The organism is Paenibacillus sp. FSL E2-8871 (genome assembly GCF_038000345.1).
In the GTDB taxonomy this organism is placed as follows: Bacteria; Bacillota; Bacilli; order Paenibacillales; family Paenibacillaceae; genus Paenibacillus_AQ.
On the sequence record NZ_JBBOBV010000001.1, the window covers coordinates 1,230,545 to 1,246,812 of the forward strand.

At 43.2% G+C, this 16,268-nt stretch carries 14 protein-coding genes; 11 read left to right on the forward strand and 3 right to left on the reverse strand.

Annotated elements, in window-relative coordinates:
* The first annotated feature begins 29 nt into the window (after positions 1-29).
* From NYE25_RS05640 to cydC, 6 genes are all read left to right on the forward strand, one after another.
* Entirely contained in the window at positions 30-1,877 is a 1,848-nt protein-coding gene (locus NYE25_RS05640; protein ID WP_341145358.1) for a hypothetical protein, read from the forward strand.
* Positions 1,878-1,888: 11 nt separating this feature from the next.
* Positions 1,889-2,791, forward strand: a complete 903-nt coding sequence (locus NYE25_RS05645; RefSeq protein WP_341145359.1) for a GNAT family N-acetyltransferase — start codon at positions 1,889-1,891, stop codon at positions 2,789-2,791.
* A gap of 540 nt (positions 2,792-3,331) precedes the next feature.
* A complete protein-coding gene (locus NYE25_RS05650; RefSeq protein ID WP_076283693.1) occupies positions 3,332-4,696 on the forward strand; it encodes a cytochrome ubiquinol oxidase subunit I in 1,365 nt (454 codons plus the stop codon).
* Positions 4,693-5,709, forward strand: coding sequence for a cytochrome d ubiquinol oxidase subunit II (locus NYE25_RS05655; protein ID WP_042188427.1), 1,017 nt, complete (start codon positions 4,693-4,695; stop codon positions 5,707-5,709). The genes NYE25_RS05650 and NYE25_RS05655 overlap by 4 nt, the downstream gene beginning before the upstream one ends.
* 101 nt (positions 5,710-5,810) lie before the next feature.
* Positions 5,811-7,610 carry a thiol reductant ABC exporter subunit CydD gene (gene cydD, locus NYE25_RS05660; RefSeq protein WP_445667168.1) on the forward strand — a complete coding sequence of 600 codons (1,800 nt, stop codon included), beginning with the start codon at positions 5,811-5,813 and terminating at the stop codon, positions 7,608-7,610.
* Positions 7,607-9,334: a thiol reductant ABC exporter subunit CydC gene (gene cydC / locus NYE25_RS05665; RefSeq protein ID WP_341145361.1), complete on the forward strand. Its 1,728-nt coding sequence runs from the start codon at positions 7,607-7,609 to the stop codon at positions 9,332-9,334. The genes cydD and cydC overlap by 4 nt, the downstream gene beginning before the upstream one ends.
* Positions 9,335-9,483: 149 nt before the next feature.
* On the opposite strand, the gene NYE25_RS05670 is transcribed toward cydC, so the two are convergent.
* Complete coding sequence (locus NYE25_RS05670) at positions 9,484-9,975, reverse strand: DUF1036 domain-containing protein (RefSeq protein WP_341145362.1); 492 nt, start codon at positions 9,973-9,975, stop codon at positions 9,484-9,486.
* Positions 9,976-10,234: 259 nt separating this feature from the next.
* On the reverse strand, positions 10,235-10,762 hold the full coding sequence (locus tag NYE25_RS05675) for a DUF1036 domain-containing protein (RefSeq protein WP_341145363.1): 528 nt from the start codon (positions 10,760-10,762) through the stop codon (positions 10,235-10,237).
* 472 nt (positions 10,763-11,234) lie between these two features.
* On the opposite strand from NYE25_RS05675, the gene NYE25_RS05680 reads away from it, so the two are divergent.
* Both NYE25_RS05680 and NYE25_RS05685 read left to right on the forward strand, forming a co-directional pair.
* The gene (locus NYE25_RS05680; RefSeq protein ID WP_042188431.1) at positions 11,235-11,828 is read left to right on the forward strand and encodes an RNA polymerase sigma factor; all 594 of its coding nucleotides are present in this window, start codon (positions 11,235-11,237) and stop codon (positions 11,826-11,828) included.
* An 85-nt stretch (positions 11,829-11,913) separates the two neighbouring features.
* On the forward strand, positions 11,914-12,738 hold the full coding sequence (locus NYE25_RS05685) for a hypothetical protein (RefSeq protein ID WP_341145364.1): 825 nt from the start codon (positions 11,914-11,916) through the stop codon (positions 12,736-12,738).
* Between the two features lie 164 nt (positions 12,739-12,902).
* Here the strand turns inward: NYE25_RS05685 and NYE25_RS05690 are convergent, their stop codons facing one another.
* The gene (locus NYE25_RS05690; protein WP_341145365.1) at positions 12,903-13,925 is read right to left on the reverse strand and encodes an MBL fold metallo-hydrolase; all 1,023 of its coding nucleotides are present in this window, start codon (positions 13,923-13,925) and stop codon (positions 12,903-12,905) included.
* Positions 13,926-14,080: 155 nt separating this feature from the next.
* Between NYE25_RS05690 and NYE25_RS05695 the strand changes: the two genes are divergently transcribed.
* The 3 genes from NYE25_RS05695 (at position 14,081) to NYE25_RS05705 (ending at position 15,933) form a co-directional block, all read left to right on the forward strand.
* A complete protein-coding gene (locus NYE25_RS05695) occupies positions 14,081-15,091 on the forward strand; it encodes a fumarylacetoacetate hydrolase family protein (protein WP_341145366.1) in 1,011 nt (336 codons plus the stop codon).
* Between the two features lie 92 nt (positions 15,092-15,183).
* On the forward strand, positions 15,184-15,765 hold the full coding sequence (locus tag NYE25_RS05700) for a TetR/AcrR family transcriptional regulator (RefSeq protein ID WP_341145367.1): 582 nt from the start codon (positions 15,184-15,186) through the stop codon (positions 15,763-15,765).
* An 18-nt stretch (positions 15,766-15,783) separates the two neighbouring features.
* Complete coding sequence (locus NYE25_RS05705; RefSeq protein ID WP_256721588.1) at positions 15,784-15,933, forward strand: hypothetical protein; 150 nt, start codon at positions 15,784-15,786, stop codon at positions 15,931-15,933.
* Positions 15,934-16,268: the final 335 nt, after the last annotated feature.

Here is a 16,268-nt window from a genome sequence, read left to right on the forward strand (position 1 = left end):
AATAGTAGTAGATAAAATGGGAGGGCGTCATGTTAGAAAACTTATATAGACGATTGTCAGCGGGGCTGCTTTTGATCCTAGCACTTTGTGCTACGGTATTCATTGGCAAAGAAACGGTAATCTCGATAGTGACCATTACCCTTTTGTTAGCGGAATTAGGCATCTCTTTTTTACTTTTAAAGAAGCGTGAAAAGTTACATGTGGTGTTAATTAGTGCGATGGTGGCAGAAGGGTTGTACTTACTGACAAGAGAATTTTGGTTGCTTGCGCTTTCTATCTTGCTGCTGATCGTAGCGGGCATATGGAGAGGACTCTTTGGACAAAAGGTGCGCAGAAGAGTCACTCCATTGATAGTGGTTCGTAAAGTGTTATTCAGCATTGCTGCTCTTATCGTTACTGCACTTTGGGGTATTGGAATCTATTCAAAACCTATTACAACACCTGTGGCATTAGCAGCTGATGCGGCTGTGACGATCGATGAACGTAAATTGGATTCTGCAGCAGTGATGCTGAAGGATATTGAAGTAATGAATTCTTTTGGAAGCCGTACAACCGGCTCTGAGGGTCATAATCAATTTATTTCATGGCTGGAGCAACAGGTAACAGATATGGGGCTGAAAGTTTATCGTGATCACTATACTTTTGACCGATGGGAAGAAAAGAGCAGCTCTTTAATGATTGATCAGCAGTCAATTCATGTCTCTTCAGCTTTTCCTTATTCCGGAGAAACTGATGAAAATGGGGTAACAGGGGAGCTGGTATATACGAAGCGTGGTGAGTATGACCAGGCCAGCGGAAAAATTGCTGTCATTGAAATTGAGAATTTCAGAAATTTCCCAAGTGGGATCGTTATGAACATGCGGGATTCCTCTCCAATGCAAAGCCAAATTGCCCCAAATGAAGGCGATCTAGTCCTCACTACAGCTTTAAAAGAAGCTAAATTGGAGCAAGCGAAGGAAATGGGTGTGAAAGCTGTTGTTGTTGTCTGGAAAGGGGTATCCGACGATAAGGTTGAAAAGCAGTATGTGCCTTTTACTACAGCTTATGCTGGAATTCCTGCGATCTGGGTCAATGAAACGGAAGGGAAAAAGGTGATCAGTGCAGCCCAGGAGCACAAAGAAGGTACGGTTATTTTAGAAGCGGAAATACAAAAAAATGCTCCAACAGAATCCTTTTATGTGAAAATTGAAGGGAAAAATAAAGATGAAGCGATTATCATAAATACCCATACGGATGGGATAAATGTGGTGGAGGAAAATGGTGCTGTGGGCATGCTGTCCATGATTCGTTACTTACAGCAGGAGCAGCCGGAACGTACGATGATTTTCACCTTTGTGACAGGCCATTTTAGATTACCGGATTTCAAAGGAACTTCTCAGGCGACTTCCACTTGGATGGAGGGGCATCGAGAGCTCTGGGATGGCAAGAAAGGCCATATGAAAGCTGTAGCTGGAATTACGGTTGAGCATTTAGGCAGTATGGAGTGGAAGGACGATGATACGGGTCACTATAGACCAACTGGAAAAATAAGTACAGAATATACCTATGCGGGCAATGAAATGATGGCGTCCATATGGCTGAAAGCTATTGAAAAGTCCGACGGCACACGTACTGTATTATTACGTGGACATAACAAGTTTGAGTTTGGAGAGAGTCAGCCTTTATTTGAAGCAGGGATACCGGTGATTGGCTTCATTCCAATGCCCGACTATCTGCTCGTGGATAGTGAAGACAGAGAGATGGGCAAATTTGATGCAAAGCTCATGAATACACAAATTATATCGTTACTGAAAGCGGTCAAGATAGTGGACGAAACGGAGACGACTAAGCTTGGAAAGTCAGATGGGTATTCTTTTTTCTATGGCCGTACTAAATGATGAATTGGAGATTGGCTGATGATGAAGAACTTAGTACCAAAAGAAAAGGAGAAAAAAACTACATGTTGATCAAAAGTGTTAAGGATCTTGAATTACAAGAGTTTACAACTTGCTTTAACGAAGCCTTCTCCGATTATGTAATTCCATTTCATGTTTCTTCGGAGTATTTAGCTGATAAATTTGCAGGTGCGGGAGTTAATTATCAGATGTCGTTTGGTGCTTTTGATCAAGAGAAGCTGGTTGCATTTGTTATGCATGGCATCGGGGATCGTAACGGCGAAAGTACTGCATTTAATACTGGTACAGGAGTCGTTCCTTTATATAGAGGGAGACGGCTAGTCGAACAAATTTATCGTCATGCTCTTCCCATCCTTAAAGAAGCTCATATTCAAAAGTGTTTGCTTGAAGTGATTCAAACGAATGATAAAGCTATAAAAGCGTATACCGCCATAGGATTTCAAATTCATAGAGAATTGGCTTGTTTCAAGGGGCGTATTGATGTCACCCTTCCGGACGATCATAGACATACATTCATTACTATGGTTCGACTGGAAGAATTCGATTGGACATCGGTACATTCTTATTGGAATTTTGAACCTTCTTGGGAACAATCTGTTCATGCAATTTTACGAAATCCGCATTTATACGATGTGGTCACGATAAGGGAAGAGAATAAGATTTGTGGATACGCGGTAATAAAATCGGCCAACGGAGCAGTTGTACAGTTCGGTATTTTGCGAGAAGAAAGAAACCAGGGATTTGGGCGTTCCTTATTTCATTGGATGGGAGAGAGACATTCTATCATCACCGTCAATAATGTAGACAAAAGAGATACAAATTCTATACGTTTCCTTCAAAGTGTTGGTCTTGACGTATACATCGAGCAATATGAAATGGAGAAAGATTTGTCATGACGAAGATGACATTAGCTTTAATTCAAAAACACTGATGATTTGAGTCAGTGTTTTTTTTGTTGCAGAAGGGGGTATATATTAGAGGTTAAAATGAGGAAATATTGTTTTTTTCTAACATCGAAGTAGGAGGAGACTTGTGAAATCATATATACGCTATTGAATCAATAGCTCTTTTGGGTTCTTTTTATGTTATTCACTGAGTTGTCAGAAAGATTTGACCCTTTCTTGAACATTTAGGGATTAAGAGATATCTGTGATTGAATTACTTGCAATTTAAGATAAGATGATTTTAATCATTAGGTCACGTTATTAATTTGACTGCTCAGTATCAGGTAAATCAGGCTCGCCAACTCTTGCTTTGTGAAATTTTTCTCTTTTTACATAGCAAAGAACGAGGAACGTCATACTAAAACGAACAGGCAACGATGTCGCTGAGCCCTGCTAAACCTGATATTGAATGCAGCCCCAGGATTAGCCGGCCTAATCATAAGCATCAAGTTATGACGAAAAATGAACAGCGTTTGAAGGGAGCAGTAAAGAATGGCAATTGATACGGTGCTATGGAGCAGGCTGGTGACAGGCTTGACTCTCGGGTTCCACGTTATTTTTGCGACGATTGGCGTCGGTATACCGCTAATGATCGCTATTGCAGAGTTCATCGGGATCCGCAAAAAGGATCCCCATTATACACTTATGGCAAAGAGATGGTCTCGGGGATTTGTCATTTCTGTAGCGGTTGGTGTCGTGACCGGTACAGCCATATCACTACAATTAGCCCTGGTATGGCCGAATTTTATGAAACTGGCTGGGAATGTTATTGCACTTCCGTTATTCATGGAAGTGTTCGCGTTCTTTTTTGAGGCCATCTTCCTGGGCATTTATTTGTATACGTGGGATCGGTTTAAAAATCCGTATATCCATTGGCTGTTGACGATTCCGATTGTCGCCGGGGCAGGCATGTCTGCCGTTTTTATTACGACGGTGAACGGATTCATGAACCAGCCTGGAGGCTTTGTCATGGAAGCGGGCCAATTCACAGCGATTGACCCGGTGCAAGCGATGCTGAATACGGCGACCTTCTCCAAGGTGTTCCATGTATTAAGCTCGGCCTATTTGACAGGAGCTGCCTTGTTAGCCGGGATTGCAGCCTTTGCGATGCTGAGAAAAGGAGTGTCCGCATACCACAAAAAATCCTTGAATCTCATGATGGCGGTCGTTTTGCTGTTCAGCTTGTTGAACACATTAGCTGGTGATGTGTCCGCCAAGTTTTTGGCCGAGCATCAGCCAGAGAAGCTTGCAGCGGCAGAGTGGCATTTTGAGACGGGTAGCGGTGTGGACTTGGTTCTAATGGGATGGCTGAATGCAGAGCATGAAGTGATAGGGGCTCTTCATTTGCCGAAAGTGCTCAGCTTCCTGGCCTTTGGAGACTTTAATGCGGAGGTAACGGGGCTGGAGGAATTCCCCAAGGAAGAATGGCCACCGCTTCTTGTTCACTACCTGTTTGATTTAATGGCTGGAATCGGTTTTGCTCTGCTCGCGATTTCGGTCCTGTACTTCCTGTTTGTGTTCTGGAAAAAACGCAATGTGCTTAACAAGTGGATGCTTGGCATCATCGCACTGATCGCACCGCTCGCGTTTCTAGCTGTAGAGCTGGGCTGGTTTTATGCAGAGGTTGGGCGACAGCCGTGGATTATCCGTGGATATATGCGTGTAGAGGAGGCTGCCACGACTTCACCCAATGTAAGAATTATATTCTTCGCCTTATTGCTCTTGTACATCGTACTCGGCAGTATGTGTGTAATCGTGCTAAGACGTTTGTTCAACAATAATCCGGCAGAAGTTGAGATGGAGAAATGGATGAAGGAACATCCTAATCAATCTGTGGAAAAGGGGGGCACTGAATGATGAGTTACGAAATAATTGGCATCTCGGTGCTCTGGCTGTTCTTGTACGGCTATTTAATTATAGCTTCCATTGATTTCGGAGCGGGATTCTTCGCCTTTTATGCCCGTTTGACGAAGCAGGATCATCTCATTAATCGTCTGATTTCCCGATATTTATCACCCGTATGGGAGATTACAAATGTATTTTTTATCTTTTTCTATATTGGCATCGTCGGATTTTTTCCGGACACAGCCTATTATTATGGCTCCGCGCTGCTTGTTCCGGGAAGTATTGCAGTTATTCTTCTTGCGATTCGCGGTTCGTTCTACGCTTTTGAAAATTATGGTTCCAAGAAAAACATAGTATATCTTTTTTTGTACGGAGCTACAGGTCTGCTTATTCCGGCTTCGTTGTCAGTGGCACTTACTTTGTCTGAAGGCGGCTTTATTGTGAAGCAGGCTGAGACGGTTTCTCTGGATTACTGGGCGCTGTTTACCAATCCGTTATCGTGGAGCATCGTTGGACTGGCAATCGTGTCCGTTTTGTTCATAAGCGGCTCATTTCTGACTTTTTACGCATCTCGTGCAGAGGATCATTCCGCGTTGAAGCTGATGCGGAACTACGCCCTGTTTTGGAGCACACCGACGATAATTCTCGCACTGACAGCATTTATCTATTTGGGTCAACACAATGAGCGGCATTTTCAAAATATGATGGATTTATGGTGGCTCTTGGCACTTTCCGTTGCTTTCTTCATGATCGCGATGTGGCTGTTATATAACGGACGCCGTTACGGATTAGCTTTCATATGCATCATGCTGCAATTTTTCTGTGCCTTTTTCGCTTATGGGATTGGGCAATACCCTTATATTCTCGATCCGTATATCACGATTCAGAGCAGTGCAACTTCACCAGCAATGGGCTTAGCCTTAGTTGTTGTGTTTATCGGCGGTCTGTGCCTGTTGATCCCATCCCTTATTCTGGTCTTCAAGCTCTTCCTGTTTGATGCGGATTATGTAAAAGGGAAAAAATAAAGCTAATTGATCCATTACGGCGTGTATGAGGTTTCTCTACAAGCCTATATATAAAGGAGGTGTGATCTGTGCCGAGGAAATCCAGTCTGATTTCTCAACAAATGTCTTCACAAAGAAAAAATATGGCCCTCCTCGCGATCCTTTCGCTCGCGCTTGGTACAGCTATTGTGAGTCAGGCTGGACTGCTTGCTGAAGCAGTCCAACGGATTTTTGTGGAGAGAGCTTCATTTTCATCGGTTATCATGTTGCTCGGCATTCTTCTAGCTGTTATGGCTGTACGCACATTGTTGTCATATGGAAACGGTAAAGTTGGCTTGCGTATGGCTGCCACTGCCAAGACAAATATGCGCGCAGCCGTGCTGCAAAACTTGACCCATGCTTCCATGCCTTCCACCCTTCGTGGACAGACGGGAGGCAAGGTCAGTATTGCTCTTGATGCTGTGGATGAGGCTGATAGTTATTTCAGTCAGTACATGCCGCGTATGATGGAAGCTGCTATCATCCCGATTCTGATTTTGGTCGTTACATTTATCCAACATGCCAACACAGGTTTCATTCTATTATTTACAGCTCCATTCATCCCGCTATTCATGATTTTGGTAGGGCTGAAAACGAAGAACAAATCCGAAGAAAAATATGCGCAGCTGGCCGAGTTTTCAGGTACTTTTCTGGATTCTCTTCAAGGGCTGGTGACGTTAAAAATATTTGGACGGGCACACCGTCAGCAACAGAAAATTGAACACAGTAGCCTTAGTTACCGTGATGCCACAATGGGCATTTTGAAGATTGCGTTTACGAATACCTTCATGCTGGAATCGATCGTGATGCTAAGCATTGGCATTGTCGCTCTTGAACTGGCCATCCAATTGCTTGTTTTCAAATCTATGACGTTCCACACCGCCTTTCTCGTGTTGTTGCTCGTTCCCGAGTTTTACAACCTTTTAAAGAATACGGGAACGGCCTTTCACAGTGGCCGGACAAGTATGGGTGCGGTTCGTAAGGTGGAACAGATGCTTGAAGAACCGGCAGGGGAGAGCAGGGACGCGAATAGCGTTGAAGAAGCATTAACAACCGATGGACTCGACGAGATCGACAGCATGGATAGAGTCGACAGGGGAAGCAAATTGGAAATTGCAAATTCCAATGATCTTTCAGTACCGCCATCCATGGAAATAAATCATCTTCAGTTTCAATATGCTCCAGATTCATTCAAGCTTGAGACGGGTCGGATCCAGTTTAAACCGGGAGAACATATTGCGATTGTAGGTAAAAGTGGTTCCGGTAAAACGACTTTGCTCCATCTCATTGCCGGTCTGCTAAAACCAGAATCTGGAACGCTTCTGGTGAATGGTAGTCCACTCTCGCAATACGATGAAACTGAATGGTTCGAACATGTTAGCTACATTACACAGCATCCGTATATTTTTGCAGGCACATTTTCTGAAAATATTGCGATTGGTGCTCGTGGGAGCATCTCCAGGGCAGAAATTGAGCGGGCGGGGGAGGAAGCAGGACTCACTGCGCTTACAGCCCAATTGAAGCATGGATTTGATACCTTTGTTGGTGAAGGAGGCAGGGGACTGTCTGGTGGGGAAAAGCAACGGCTTGCCTTAGCACGCGCTTTTTTGAAGCGTCCTGTTATCATTTTGTTTGATGAACCCACAGTTGGACTGGATTTGCACACCGAGCGGGTACTGCAACGCTCCATAGCCAAACTGGCAAAAACGGCTACGATGATTACGGTGGCTCACCGATTATATACGATTCAACAAGCCGACAAGATTTTGTTTATGGACAATGGAGTGTTGGTGGACTCCGGACGGCATGAAGAGCTTCTGGGGCGCCTGCCTCAATATGCCGAGATGATTGATGTAGAGCGGAAAGGGGGGATATCCTCATGAATGAACTGGCCGTTCTGTCAAAGGCGATGATTCAGGAGCGTAAGGATATCATTCTTTCGATTTTGGGTGGATTTATCGCCGGCATAGCCGGTGTGGCACTCTTTTCTGCGAGCGGGTATCTAATTTCGCAAACGGTATTTGCGCCACCGCTTTATACTTTAATTGTACTCACCTCGATGGTCAAACTGCTTGGTCTGCTTCGGGCGGCGAGTCGTTATGGAGAACGCTTATATTCTCACCGGGCGACATTCTCCATGCTTAGCCGTTTACGTACATCCTTTTTTGCCAAGCTTATTCCTTTAACGCCTGGTATATTGAACAAAAATCGAAGCGGGGATCTGCTTGCGCGGATCGTTGGGGATGTCGAAAGTTTACAAAATTATTTCTTGCGAGTCGCTTATCCTCCGATCATGGTCGTCATGGTGTTTTTGGCTACGGTGCTGTTTACTTCTACCTTTTCGATCTGGATTGCCGTTTTGTTTGTACTAGGTATGCTGATAACCGCATTCGTTGTACCGGGAATTGTGTTACTCGGGCAGCGGAGAATACATGGACGCGTTCGTGAGCAGAGGGCGCAGCTATCCACGGAAGTTACCGAAGTGTTGTACGGTTTCCGGGATTTGAAAGTATACGGTCAATTGGCACAGCGGGAGGAGCAGCTTCAGCACGCTTCTGCTGTATTGGCAACTGAACAGCAACGAGCAGCCGGGCACTTGTTGCGCGGGCAATCGATGCACACTTTTGTTACGTTTCTCGTTTCCTGGGGAGTGCTGACGCTCGGCGCATATTTAATTATGGAAGGAGCGCTTGCAGGCGTATTTCTTGCCATGCTGGTCATGGCATCACAAACCGTATTTGAAGAAGCGACGGCTATGGCCACATTACCAGCGTATAAAGAGGATAGCGAACACGCAGCCAAACGACTGACGGAAACAGTTCAGACCTTTGATGAGCAGTCCTCGCAGCCAAGTGGCACATTGTCTGTTGATCATGCTGTTACGATGGAACTATCCGATGTTACGTTTCAATATGATGGGGAGTGGAGACCGGCGCTCAGGGATTTGTCCCTGCACATTTTACCTGGCTCCAAAACGGCGATTGTCGGGCCGAGTGGGTCAGGAAAATCAACGATTATCGAATTGCTGCTCAAGCTTCGAACACCAACGGCTGGAGATATACGATTAAACGGCATTTCGGTGAAGGAACTGGATGAGACGAGCATTTGGCAAACGGCTAATGTGGTATTTCAGCAAAGTCATTTCTTCCGGGGAACGATCCGGGACAACCTGCTGCTGAATGGAGAAGAACATGCTGACGAACAATTGTTGGATGTGCTAGCTAAAATGCAGCTGCCCGATACATCGTTGACCGATATGGTGTATGAAAAAGGGGAGAATCTGTCAGACGGCGAGAAGCAGCGGCTGGCTCTAGCGCGAGTGATGCTCCGCAAAGGACGGGTATGGCTTCTGGACGAACCCACTTCATCGCTGGATTATGTGACAGAGCATCACGTTTTGAAGCATCTCTACGCACAGGCGGCTAATGATACGCTTCTCCTGATTTGTCATCGGCTATCCGGATTGGAAGAGATGGACCAGATTGTGGTCATGGACCAAGGCAGGGTAGTCGAAACGGGGTCCTATTCGGAGTTGATGGGGCAAAAAGGCTATTTTTATGAGATGAAACAAATCGAAAAGCAAATGATCGGAGAAGTTGAGGACTGATGATTTAGTGACCTCGACTTCCCTAAACTTCATCTCCTGCAACTATCTTACTTAAAATATCAGAAGTAACCCGCAGGAAAAAGTTCTACAGGTTGCTTCTGATAAATTCTAAAAACTATACCCTCGCCTTGTTTTCAAAGTAACCTATTCTATAAGCCTCGTAAAGGTCTAATAACCCTACCGATTTTCCCCACCTTGCCGGGTGACTTTCTTATGCTCGATCTATCCAATTTGAATTTTGGAGATCCTTTTTTTGACACTATAGTATTTCTTAATTTTGCTGAACTATTGATTCCATTCGTAAAAGTCAAAGTATAATTCTGATAATTTCCAACTATGAGCTCACGGAAACCTACCTTGTTACAGCCTGTGCCCTGGCATCTTTCTACCCAACACATGTCGAAGACTGTGTTAGGAATATACGTGTAGTAATTACCACTCCACGTATTTCCGGAATTGTCATACGCGTAATAATAGTATCTTTGATTTGCAGATGACCCAGTTACTATAAGTGAACTTCTACCTGGGACTAATCGGTACCACCCCTTCTTAACATAAGTGGTAGGGCTACAATTTGGATCATAGTGAGCAATAGCAAGCCAAATATAGTTAGGGGTATTATTTTGTACATAAAAACTCATTTATATCACTCCATTCTATAGATTTAAATACAATGTTAATATATGTAAAAATATAAAGGAGTGAAATAGACAGATAGAGAGGGAGTTAATAAAAATAGGCTCTCGGGAGTTGGGCGCTAGGACTAGGTTAACATTCGGAATCATACCCGATGTTTTAAGAAGGAAAAAAGAACTATTAAATCAAGTTTCCTCTTCTATCACAAGTAGAAACAGTCTTGGACTGAATAGGAAAGTCCAAGACTGTTTCTGCATTTTTTACTTAACGTTTCGAGATAGATTTTCTGCCAGCAGCAGGCCGTACAACTCGAAGATCTTTAATAGGTGAGGTACTCCGGCCAACATTCTTCTTTTTACCAGGAACTGCCGTGTTGACATTTAAAAACTTAGATTGACTTTGAATATTACTAGATACAATATTAACTGTATAATTTCTGAAGTTACCAATCCTGATTTTTCTCAATCCTAGCCTTCTACAAAGCGGAGCATCACAGTAACCTGCGCCACCACAAAGTTTGAAAGCATTTTGCGGTAGAGTGAGATAGTTAACACCTGACCATACAAGACTCCTATCTGTAGATTCAGCATAGTAATATATCTCTCGATTGTTGACTGCCCCACTCAATACCTCTATCGTTTGACCTGGATTTATTGTGTACCAACCTACCGCTTCATACCAGCTGGGCCAAGGTATCAAGGGGATAGAGCCCTGATTACAGCTTGCAGAGGAGTAATATGCGAAGGCAACATATACGGTTAAACTCGTATTGTTACGAAAACTAAGTCCCATTGCATTCAGCTCCTTTCTTGTTAATAGAATAAAGTATGCAGTTTAATAGAAGAAGGAAATGGACATCAAGAATACAATTTCGAATCGATTGGGCTGCTCATGAGTAAACTGACGATCTGGATTTATGAAGTTCTAGCACTACTTATTACAGTTTTATTTACCAATCGTACCTAGATGAATATCTAAAACAAAAGAAACAAAAGACTGATTAATTCTCTTGCGGTGTCCAGAAAGCCATTTTATGGCTGTTTAGGGCACCTTTCGTTTTTTATATAAGATTTAGGTAAACACCAAAATCCGTTTTTTCTTTGAATCTACTACAGAAAATGTGATGATACATAGTCATGATATTCCTAAGGTTTATGATGGCATACTCTTTGAAGTAATTAGCTATGGCTTAATCCATGAACAATTGCTGTCACATTTTGGGTCGAGCTCTTCGTTGTATAGAGTGAAAGGGGGGGGAGACAGCTTGAATGATACGGAGTTAAGTCAGATCATAGCAGATGTGTTGGATGGGGACACAGAAAAATTCGAAAAAATCATGGAGGTTTATCAAAAACCGATTTTTCTCTACTGTTATCATATGCTAGGCAATTATGCCGAAGCCGAGGATAACGCACAGGAAGTATTTTTGAAGACATTCCGCACGTTGAAGAAATATACCCAATATCAAATAGATTTTGGCGCCTGGGTATACAAGATTGCCTACCATCAATGTATCGACATCATCCGTAAGCGAAAGTTGGTGAAATATTTGCCTTTCTTTTACCAGGATGAGAAAGAAAATAATGAAGTCGACTTGCATATTGAAGCCAACTATTTTGATGAATCCGTACATCAAGCCATGGCAAAATTATCGGCGGAAGAGCGTAATTTGTTAATCTTACGTTGTGTCGAGGATAAAAGCTACCAGGAGATCGGATTGATTCTCGGCAAAAACAGTGCCAGCCTTCGTAAAAAGTACGAACGTGCATCTGCAAAATTTCGAAAGTATTATGCTCAAGTGAAGGGAGTGGGAGTGTATGAATATGGACAGGGATCGGGATTTGAAAAGACTGTTTGATGACCCGCGCATTCCCGACGCCGACTTGACAGGAAAAGTAATGAGAATATTACATGCTAAGCCAAAAGAAAAGGAGAGGTTTTTTATGAAATATAAAGTTGTTTTGACTGCGTGTGTAGGGATGATGTTAATGGCCTCCACAGGTTATGCGGCAGTTCAATATCATTCTTTGACGAATAAGGATGGCGAAGTCGTATATGAGACTAAATCGACGAAAGATTACGGAAAAACAGAATCGAAAGATGAGATAGAGCGTTACAAGGCATTTTATGAACTTAAGGATAAGGTGCTAAAGAACGGGGAAGCTGGGCTGTTCTATATGGTTGCCAATAATCCGAATCATGAAACAATTCTTGGAACGAAGGTGACTATCTTCCAAGATCTTTCTCAATTGAGAGATAAGATTACGGATAAATCCATTAAGATCGCAGACAAAGTCAATGGAAATTATACATTCCAAAAGGCGGACGTAATCTTTAAAAATGCTCAGGAAGTGAATCCTCCTTCTTCGGAAGAAAAAAAGAAAATGGCAGAAAAGCTGAGAAAGAAGGCGGAAGAATCCAATCAGGGATATGCCATGATGCCGGTTGAAATGACAGATCAGTTTTTCCTTCTCTTTGCTACGTATCAAAATGGCGAAGATAAAATCGGGGTTAATATCACTAATCTGAGTGGAAAGAGCGATCCTACAATGTATATTGACGAGAAGGTTGAATTTAAGCAGGAGAAGGTTCAAGTGAAGGGAGTAGAAATGCTGCATACAGAATTTGCTCCTTCGCAGACGCACGAGCTGAAATGGGTATACGAGAGCCCAGACAAAAAGGTGAAATACGCCTATACTTTACGTGGAGACATAAATAAAGTAAGCAAAGAAACTTTGATGAAAATTGCAAAAGGCTATTTGGAATAATAAATATTAAAACAACGGGAATCTTCTCCAAATCTAGTTGGGGTTGATCATAGTCGGTTCTAAGCGCCCATTTTAATTCCGTTGAACAATTCAAAAAAACGGCCGCTGTTCGCATCGTTTGCGACAGGGCCATTTTTTGTTTTTCGTAGGCTAGCTTCAAATTGCTATTCTTGCCAAACACTCATAGGGTCCCATGGCTTGATTTGATTACCATATTTTCCGGCCAAAAAAACTTTCATGTCTTCCAGCTTAGCAGGCACCTCGTTCCAAATAGGAAGGGGTGGTAATCCTCGTTTGCTTTTCAATAGGATGTCCACTGTAACATACAAGCGTTCTGGCTGAATCCAATGAATGAAGCGGGAAATATCAATTTGCTTGGTCAGGGACAAGGCATCAATTTCGTCATTGTAATGCTTGTTGAACTCGCTGATCAAGTTCAGGAGGTAGTCTCTCTGCTCCTTCACGAAGTCCAGGCCGCAGATGGCGCCATGTCCTGGAATAACGATTTCGGGTTTAATTTCATCAATAATGCGGTCAAGCACTTTAACCCAATTGTGGGTTCCCTCTTCGCTGTATGCCGTACACCCGTTAAACACGACATCGCCGGCGAACAGCACTTTTTCTTTTGGCATCCACAGCAGCAAGTCACTGTCAGAGTGGGCCGGAGCTACGTTGTAAATCATAACTTCCGTATCGCCAAGACGGATGTTGATATCGTCCTTTATCTCAATATTCGGGAGCACCCATTCTACGCCTTCCAGGTCGAATCCTTCAAATTCCGCTGCAAAAAACCGCTCGCCCGAAGTCGATTCCGGAGAATCCTTTCCTCTTCTGATGACGTTATCCATCCAGGCGATATTTTCGGTGAGACGCTCTCTGGACGCTTCCTTGTGCATAATAATGCAAGCATCTTCAAACACTTTGTTTCCCCAGGCATGATCACTGTTATAGTGCGAGTTCACCACATATGCGGGAGAGCCACCGTTACTTACTTCCTTAAAAGCCTCCCGCATTTCCCGTGCATGGAACAAATCGAAGAACGTGTCATACACCAGCCCTTCACCCTTGTTGATGAACCCGGCATTGGCCCAACTGATGCCGCGATACGGCGAAATACCGGCAAAGACGCCATCTGCGACTTCAAAAAATTTAACGCGAGGTTTTTGGATAATACGTCCATACTTCATGAAAATTCTCCTTTGTGTATATGTTTTTGGGGTAAAGCATGCCTTTATTATAGAGAGTGGAAAACATAAATGCAAGCATGTACTTGCATGCATTCGCTCCATGTAATATGATGTAACAGAACAACATCACACTACATGCATGGAGGCGCTGCAACATGAAACTAGTAACCTTTCAAACCAAGACATCCCAGGAACCTTTGTTTGGGCTTGTAATTAACGAGAAATTTGTCGTGTCTTTTGCCGCAATCATGAAAAAGCAGGGAACATTCGTTGACAGTCTTGAAAGTATGGACAGCTATCTTCATTATTTACCGTCAAGTTATGATGCCGCTAAGGAATTAATGCAATATGCGGTCGAACAGTCGCATCAATTTAATGAAAATGAAATCTGCCCGATTGTAGCGGTAAAACTGCTGCCGCCAGTTCCAAATCCGGCTGCGCTTATCGATTTCGGACTGACACCAAGACATCTGAGAAATGCTGGCGTAAATCTGCTGCAAAGAGAATATACAGGGCCGGAAAGAGAAGAGCTTAAACAAAAAATTGCTGAAAAATTCCAGCAAGATCCGAACAAAGTAACTTTCAGTTATTACAAATGTAACCATAATGCATTAATTGGCGATGGAGATACGATTCATTGGCCTTCGTACTCTTCCTACCTGGATATTGAGCCGGAGCTGGCCTTTGTTACAGGGATGGAGAACTGCATTGCAGGTTATGTTATTTTTAATGACAGTACTGTCCGCGATGTGCAATGGCCGGATTTCCAGGGGCTGACCGGACCGACGCGCTGCAAAGATTTTGATCGCAGCAAAGGAATAGGGCCATTTCTGGTTACGCCGGATGAAATCGACAACCCGCTGGCACTGGATGTGGATGTACGCATCGGGGAGAGACTGCACTGGAAGGGAAGCACATCCGAGTATTCTGCACACCCTGCAAAAGTGATGGAGGAGGTTCTCAAAGTTTTCACGCCACTCCCGGGCACAATTATAGGAATGGGGACGATACCGGATTGCTGCGCAATCGAGACCGAAGAATGGCTGTTGCCCTCTGACCGAATCCAGATTACATTTGATAAATTAGGCACGCTCACGCAATTGGTGCCTGATCATGTCAAGATTACGGAACCAAGCCGCTGGGAAAAAAGAAGTGATTTGCCTTAAAAAAACGTTTATCAAAATGATGAACCCCGACCCTGCTGCATATGCAAAACTTGTAGTAGAATAGGATTAACATATGCAAAAGGAGAAGTACAATGCAAACTTCAAACAGAATCATTGAAGCCGCGACACAGCTCATCAAAAAGAATGGCTATCGGGGAGTAAGCACCAAAGCCATTGCAACGGAAGCTAAAGTCAATGAATCTACGATTTTTCGGCAATTTGGAAGCAAGCAAGGCATATTGGAAGCCATCATTGAAAGACATTCGGATATCCCGCAATTTGAGAAGCTGTTAAAAGAGGACGCGACCGATAATCCGGAAGTTGATCTGCTGAATGTAAGCCAGCAGTACCGTATGTTTTTCCATAAAAATGCGGACATCATTTTGATTGGCATCCGCGACAAAGGAATGCTTCCCGAATTAGACAGAGTGCTAGCCGATCCGCCGGCGAAGCTTCACTCCTTGCTGGTTGAATATTTTCAACGCTTGCAGAATAAAAAAGTTATAGCCAGACAGGATGAGCGCCTTGTCGCAATGTCTTTTCTCTCGATGTGCTACGGATTTCAGATGAGCGAGCTGATTCACCGGCAATATCAATCCCAACTCGTCACCGAGGAAGAGTTCTACAAGCACAGTGTCTCATTGTTTGTTAAAGGAATTTTGGCTCAGTCATAAGCACTATTGATTTATTTAATGAGAAGTCTAAATTTACGTGAACAGGCTGAGTCTGGAAACACGGTGTTACAATCCATTCATCTAATGGAAGAGCATACAGCGACGGTTGATGATGTGGTAATTATTAAGCATGGAACAATCGTTGCAGATGGAACATTGGAGAAGTAAAAGGTAACCCTTCCACGCTGGAGGATGCCTTTTTTGCTCATGAATGTAGTTTTTAGTAATAGAAAATAAAATACGTGGATGCATTATATAAAAAACATGACTCATTAAATTAAGCCCAATTTTTTCCAGGGCTTTTTTTGTTTGAAACCTCAGGATTGTATTTGGTCTATACTCAAACTTTCGAGTCAGAGTTATTGTACGAGCTTTAATGCAAGACAATTATGCCTATTGTATTGGAATTATCCAAGGCTGTACTTACTTAAAATCTTATAAGAAATTCTTGAAATCACAGAAATTTATTCGGGTAGTGAGATGCTATTATACAAATATAAATA